At 43.2% G+C, this 6,985-nt stretch carries 5 protein-coding genes; all 5 read right to left on the reverse strand.

Annotation, left to right across the window (positions count from 1 at the left end; translation table 11 throughout):
• Positions 1-332: 332 nt before the first annotated feature.
• Positions 333-1,094: a sulfite exporter TauE/SafE family protein gene (locus tag IQ242_RS12550; protein ID WP_193960204.1), complete on the reverse strand. Its 762-nt coding sequence runs from the start codon at positions 1,092-1,094 to the stop codon at positions 333-335.
• Entirely contained in the window at positions 1,095-1,646 is a 552-nt protein-coding gene (locus IQ242_RS12555) for a DUF2854 domain-containing protein (protein ID WP_193960205.1), read from the reverse strand.
• A gap of 418 nt (positions 1,647-2,064) precedes the next feature.
• Positions 2,065-3,747 carry an alpha/beta hydrolase gene (locus IQ242_RS12560; RefSeq protein ID WP_193960208.1) on the reverse strand — a complete coding sequence of 561 codons (1,683 nt, stop codon included), beginning with the start codon at positions 3,745-3,747 and terminating at the stop codon, positions 2,065-2,067.
• Positions 3,748-3,808: 61 nt separating this feature from the next.
• Entirely contained in the window at positions 3,809-5,044 is a 1,236-nt protein-coding gene (locus tag IQ242_RS12565) for an RNA-guided endonuclease TnpB family protein (RefSeq protein ID WP_193960206.1), read from the reverse strand.
• A 158-nt stretch (positions 5,045-5,202) separates the two neighbouring features.
• Positions 5,203-6,985 (reverse strand): chromosome partitioning protein ParA (locus tag IQ242_RS12570; RefSeq protein ID WP_193960207.1); only part of this gene is annotated, 1,783 nt, incomplete at its 5' end.

Consider the following 6,985-nt stretch of genomic DNA (forward strand, 5'->3'; position numbering starts at 1 on the left):
GGTATAGTTCACTTATCATTTTCGTTATTTAGGTCATATATGGTAAATATGACTTATCTTTTTTTGGAGTCTGTGTCTGTATTCCATGCTACATAAGCTTTTCAGCTGGCTTGTCCCCCTGTCAGCTTACGCCCACCTTACGGATTTGGTATGATAGAGACAATTATAGCAATTCCCATAGTTGTGAGGTACAGAGTCTTAGGTTTTGAGGAGTCAGGAGTTAAGATTTTGGTGTACCTCATGAGATTGGGAAACGCTATAGAACAGATTTGAGAACTAGGAAAAAATCTATCAATCTCCATCAATAAAACACCTTATTGACAAACATTTTGTTAACGAAGCCAATAAACTGTAGCGATAATAATACTCAGAATTACCACAGTCCAGCGCAGATAACTAGGAGAGATAATTCTGGCTAGTTTTCCCCCCAATAAACCCCCAATTAAAGAGCCAATTGCTACCACTATCGCCGCCGACCAATATACCTGATTAGAAAAGAGAAAAAACCAAGATGCCGCTACATTAACCACCAAAGAAAGCAACTGTTTTAAAGCATTTAATCTCGTGAGATTATCCTTGATAAATAAGCCCAAAATTGCTAACTCAATCACCCCTAAACCCGCCCCAAAATAACCACCATAAATTGAAGCGAGAGCGATGGGTAAAACCGCCAAAATTTCTGGGATATGACCATTTTCGTCCCCCTGTCGCCGCTGCAACCAAGAGCGTAAAGTATCTTGAAAAGCCAATAAAGCCGCCGCTAAAAGAATCAGAAAAGGAATCAGGCGCTCAAATACTTTATCACTACTATTTAACAGCAAAATACCACCGATAATGCCGCCAATAAATGCCGATGGTAGTAATAACCTAATCCGTTTTTGTTGCCCGTGCAGGTCTTTTTTTTGGGCGAGAGTTGCCCCCAGATAACCGGGGCATAAAGCGACGGTATTAGTCACATTTGCCATCACTGGTGGGATACCCACCGCCATCAGCGTCGGAAAAGTAATCAGACTACCGCCACCGGCAAGAGCATTAATTAAGCCGGCAGCCACCGCAGCGAGTGCTAAGAAGCCATACTGAATAGGCGTGAGCATTTAGGCGTTAGGGATAGTAATTAGGGCTAAATCAATTTTTTCCTCGTCAACTTGCTTAATTTCGGCTTTAATTCCTGGTCCAAAATATCTTTCGATTTTTTCCTGTTTTGCCAGCCACTTTTCTAGGGGTAAAAGGGGCGATTCAAATTCTAGGGTGAGACAATAGGCGGAATCAACAGCAGTTTCACGAATTGCCACTAAAGTCGGTCTTTCCTCGTCCGTGGGGCTTAATCCCAGCTTTTCTAGGGCTTCATCCAGATGCACTTCCTGTCCGTAGCGATAGCGGGTGACATCGTTGCGAAGTTTGGTTTGGGTGACAGTGGCCTGTTGTTGGCGCAATTGCAATATTTCGGGGCTAGTGGGTTTACTGAAGGGTATAGGTTTGATTTCTGAAGCTTTTAGGGCTAAACCTCCCAATAATAACGGTAATCCGTAGAAAAACCCCGCTAAATTTACCGTGGCGTTACCTTGGGCATAACCGATGATCCCGATAACCGTTAAAATACTGCCTAAAATTAAGCCAAAGTATGATAGTCTAATTTTTCTGAGCATGAAATAATTTTTTTCTTGAGTACGCTAATCCTTTAGAGATTATACAACTCAAGAGAATCTTTTTTGCAGGGGGGCAGTGGGGAGATTTTTCCGTTATCAGTCATCAGTCATCAGTCATCAGTCATCAGTGAAAAGAAAACAACGAACTTGACACTTAATAAGTAAGTAATCTCAATTAACTGTTAGATAGTGGGACAGGCTTCTGGTTTTTTGTATTTTATCTTTAATTGTAACCAGCTACTTAGTTGATGATAGGTGGTGCGTTAGGACGGATTGTTACCTTCAAGTCAAAACAGGAATTTTTGCCGTCTAACGCACCCTAGGTTTTACTTAGTTGATGATAGGTGGTGCGTTAGGACGGATTGTTACCTTCAAGTCAAAACAGGAATTTTTGCCGTCTAACGCACCCTACGTTTTACTATTGCCTATGTACTCGCAATTTTTCAATTAATTGAGATAATTTCTCGTCAGAAGCGGCAGTAATAAAGTCTAATTTAAACTTTTGTCCCTGACTGAGATATTCTGCATAACTAGACAGAAGAAAAGGACGAAACTTTTCATTATCAGCAATATAAACTTCAAAAAAAGCCACCAATAAAGCCCCCGTATAATCCTCGATTAAATTTTGATTAGGCAAAGTGATATCGACCACAGATTCCAGGGTTTTCTGCATTCCTGCATCCAATTCCGTAAAATTTACATGAGCTTGTCCCTCGACCATGGCCAGATATTTCTCCGGAGTTTTTAACCAAGTAAAAGGAATGGCCTGTTCAAAAATCGGATTAGCTGCCGGGTCATAACTTCCAGAACCCAGGAGGACAGGAATCGAGATTTTACTTAAACCTTTTTCCCCAAAAATACTGCGGTTAACGGGATTAGCGGCAAAGACGGCCGTGACTCGTTCATCGCGAAAATTATAGACCTGTCTAGGCAATTCTAGGGCGCGACATTCCAGTAAAATTGCGATATTAATCCCGGAATAAGGACGGTTACAATCTTTAGCAAGATTATCAAAATCGATGGAAGCACCGGCAACAGCAATGGCAGTATAACCTCCGAAGGAATGACCAGCTACTCCCACATTGGTGAGGTTAAGTTTACCTTGAAATTGACTAGCATTACGTCTTGCTAATTCATCGATGACAAAGCTAATATCTTTGGGTCGGTTAATAAACTCATCTCGATCAAAAATATTGCGATAATACCCAGCTAACATTCCTTGCAGGTATTTAATATCACTGCCGGGGTGTTGCGGTGCTGCTACTAAAAATCCGTAGGAAGCTAGATGTTCAATTGCTTGGGCATAATCTTCTGGTCGCGAGGCTAATCCGTGGGAAAAAATAATTACAGGTGTTTTACCCTCTCGGAAAGTTTGCGGGATATAAACATCCACATATAAACTGCGATTGCGACTGCTATCGGTTAGGTTCCAAACTTCTTTTTTTACCTGAAAGCTACCGCGCTGACGCAGATCGGGTAAACTGGTATAATTAATCGGTGGTTTAACGGCAGCCGCTTCCTCGGCTGTCCAGAGGCGCATATCTTTAATAAATATTTCCGCCACATAAACGGCATAATCAAGGGCTTTAGCTAATCCCAGGATTTCTTCCCCCTGTAACTGGATATTATTGGGTAATTTTTTCAGGACATTTAAAAGGGTTAATCCTCCCGGTTCAAAAGCGGCACTAACAATCGCACCCCGCAGGGCATATTTACCATTAATTCCCCCTTGAATGGTGATGCTTTTGCCCAAACGAGAGAGCATATCAGCACCCATCACACTATTAAAAAAACGAGATAGTAAAACAGGATTAATGTCAATTTTTGTTAATAAAGCTTCACGAAACTGCTCTCTTGCTTCGGGAGTTGCTCTGGCCAGAAATCTTTTTAAATTAGCGTCGATATTGCCTTCTTTAGCAAAGGTTTCTAGGGATGCTACCGATACGGAAAAGACGAGGGGAGTATAGACAAATTCAATTTCTTCGGCGGCTTTTAGGGGTAAAGCGGTCATACCCGCGGCGAAAAGACCTAGGAGAAAAGCTCGCAGCCGACGGGTGGGATTATTTCTGGGAAAACGACCTGGTAAACTATGGCTAATCATGCGGTTTTTGGCTAGGGTAAATGACAATAAGTGAACTACTCTCAAGGTCGTTGAGAGCTTCCTATTTCACAGGGGATTGCCTCAAGACAGACTTACGCCCAGCTTTTGGTCTGACATCCCCTCTATAGGCAGTATCGCTAGTTCCTAACGACAATATCCGTAAGCTTTCATCTCGAATATTTATTGCCGCATTTATGTCCCGGTCATAAGTTGTCTGACAATGTTCACAAGTCCATATTCTCATATCAAGGGATAAACTACCCACTTGATTTAGACAGACATGACAAGTCTTAGAACTAGGGAAAAACCTATCAACTTCGATATAGGTTTTTCCTTGCCATTCTGCCTTGTATTTAAGCATTGTACAAAACATTCCCCAACTACAATCACTAATAGCCTTAGCTAAATTATGATTGCGTACCATGGCTTTAACATTGAGGTTTTCTACAGCAATAACTTGGTTTTCGTTAACTATCTTACGGGATAGCTTGTGGAGAAAATCCTCACGACATCTTGAGATTTTAGAGTGAACTTTAGCTACTTTACGTCTAGCTTTTTGACGGTTGTTACTTCCCTCCTTTTTACGCAATAGCTTTTGTTGTTTCCTTTTTAGATTGCGTTGATGTTTAGCTAAATGTTTAGGATTATCATATTTACTACCATTGCTGGTAATAGCAAAATGATTAAGTCCTAAATCAATTCCTATGGCTTTTCCATCTATCCCCCCGTCTTCGTCACCACCCTGATTAAGGGTAGCTCCCCCCGCCTTCGGCACCCCCCTTATCAAGGGGGGCAGGGGAGATTGTCCATCATCAACTAAAATAGAAGCGTAGTATTTACCGTCTGGGTTTTTTGAGATAGTAACGGTTTTAATTGTTCCTGCAAATTCCCGATGACGAACACAATAAACTAAGCCAACTTTACCAGGTAATTTGAGGTAGTCACCTTCAAATTTGACCTTAGCTGGATAGCTAATTGATTGTTTACCATGTTTAGATTTGAATCTTGGTAATCTAGCTCGTTTCTCAAAGAAATTTTGATAAGCTTGCGATAAGTTCAAAGCAACAACCTGTAAACACTGAGAATAAGCATCTGTCAACCACTCATATTCTTTTTTGAGACTGGGCAATAGTCCTTGAATATAGTTTCGTGTCAGTCCTTTTCCCGTGGTTTTATAGGTTTCTTGGCATAAATTCAGGGAATAATTCCAAAACCAACGACAACAGCCAAAGCTTTTAGCTAAGGCTATTTCTTGCTCGGTATTAGGCTTAAGTCTGAATTTGTACGCTTTGTCCATAAGAGTTATCAAGAAACTATAACTATGATAACATAGTTTTGGGGAATTGTCTATATGTTGGTCAGCATTCTTGAGGGGAACCCTGGGGTGAATTACTTCGCCCCTTGAAAAGCCCCGTCCCATCGCACTAAGCGCGAGGGACGAATGCTGACACTAAGTTAAAAGTGAAAAGTGGCGGCGAGAAAGGGTCCGTTAAAGTTTTCCGTAAAACCGAATGCGTTATCGCCACTACCGTTTTTATACTCGATCCCGTAGAAACGATAGGCGAATTGCAGGGAAATTTGGCGATTCACCCACCAATCGACTCCGAAGAGGAGGTTCCAGCTTAGGTCTGTATCGCCGGCCAGCCCGAAACCGGAAGCGTCTCCCCGAATCCATAAAGTGATCGGATCGGACACCTGTACCCCAAATTTACCGCCGAGGAGCGGTTCAAACCAAGTTCTCCCCTGACTGAAGGTTTGTTGGAAGGTTTGGCTGAAGTTGACGAGGGGACTGGATAGCTGTACGGTAAGCGTTTCCTCGATATCAATACTGATACTATTGAGACGAAGGCCCGCATAGGGCTGGAACCAAATTAAGGGAAAAGAGCGATTAGAGGGTTTTTCGGGCAGTTCGTGGCTGATCGGAGCGCCGATGTGGTAACTGACGGCGAAATCGTAGATGCCCTGATCGAATTGTAGGTTTGTTTCCGAATCCGCTTCGAGTTGCTGTAATTGGCGATTGTCGGCGAATTCTTGTACCTGTTGCATTGTTTGTTCTAGTTGTTCGAGCGATTCTCGGGCGTTCTGAATTTCTTGTTCGAGTCGTTGCAGGGGTTCGCTATCTTTTAGCTCCCGTAACTCTTGGAGTTTCGCTTGCAGTTGTTGCAGGGGTTCGCTATCTTTTAACTGCTGTAGCTCCTGAACTTTCGCTTGCAGTTGTTGGAGGATTTCGCTATCTTTAGTCTGCCGCAACTCCTCAATCTTCCCTTGCAGTTGTTGCAGGGGTTCCCTATCTTTTAACTGCTGTAGCTCTTGAATCTTCCCTTGCAGTTGTTGCAGGGGTTCGCTATCTTTTAACCCCCGCAATTCTTGAATTTTTTCCTGCCCTCTAGCCAGTGCTTCCTGTATTTGCGAGAGCTTTTCTTGAAAATCCTTCAAATTTCCTAGCCGATCGCTAAAGGCAGGATCGCGGGGTAATTCTGCTATTTTCTTCTCTAAATCCCGGAGATCTCGAATATCGATATTATCCCGAATCTCACCTATATCCACCTCGGGGAGAGTCTGAATTTTTACGACCATTTCTTGTAAAGTATTCTGGCGTTCGGCCAATTGTCCTTGAAGGCTGTCAAGAGCCTGTTTAAATTCGTTTAGGCGCTCGGCTTTTCGCTCGACCTCTTGCCGCACCTCCAGTCGAATTTCTGCGAGGGTCGTCTTTAGTTCCTGCGCCTGCTCGATTTTCGGAACGATCTCTTGCTGGAAACGTTGCCGAGCGTTATCGATCGCCGTTTCCAGTTCCTGTAATTGTTCCTCCCGAAGGGCGACTTCTTGCCGTATCTGATTGCGCAATTCTTGGGCTGCCGCTGGTAATTGGCTTAATTGTTCGGTTTTTAGGGCTATATCCTGTCGTAAGGCTCGAATTTTGTCTCCTGCCTCTTGAAAGCTCCCCTCTTCTTTTAATCCTTGTATCCGATCGACCGACTGGGAGATGCCTTCGAGTCCATTGATCGCTTTTTGAATGCTCTGGTTGGCATCCCGACTCAGCAACCAATTCAAGGAGTTGATAAAATTCGGCTCTCGAACCCTTGTCTTCTGCAGGTTGATCACGTTTCTCAAGCTGGCGTAATAACCGTCGAAAATCAAACCGAAACGACCGTTCCAGGCTTCCACGCGCGCGCTACCCGTCACCCGGAGCGATTGTAATACTTCCCCGAGATCGAGATGATAGTTGACGGTACGTCCC

The sequence above is a fragment of the Microcystis sp. LEGE 08355 genome (assembly GCF_015207185.1).
GTDB lineage: Bacteria > Cyanobacteriota > Cyanobacteriia > Cyanobacteriales > Microcystaceae > Microcystis > Microcystis panniformis.

What these genes read in the sequence shown, in the direction of transcription:
- IQ242_RS12550 (WP_193960204.1), bottom strand. Translation starts at nt 1,094, where the DNA reads ATGCTCACGCCTATTCAGTATGGCTTCTTAGCACTCGCTGCGGTGGCT.
- IQ242_RS12555 (WP_193960205.1), bottom strand. Translation starts at nt 1,646, where the DNA reads ATGCTCAGAAAAATTAGACTATCATACTTTGGCTTAATTTTAGGCAGT.
- IQ242_RS12560 (WP_193960208.1), bottom strand. Translation starts at nt 3,747, where the DNA reads ATGATTAGCCATAGTTTACCAGGTCGTTTTCCCAGAAATAATCCCACC.
- IQ242_RS12565 (WP_193960206.1), bottom strand. Translation starts at nt 5,044, where the DNA reads ATGGACAAAGCGTACAAATTCAGACTTAAGCCTAATACCGAGCAAGAA.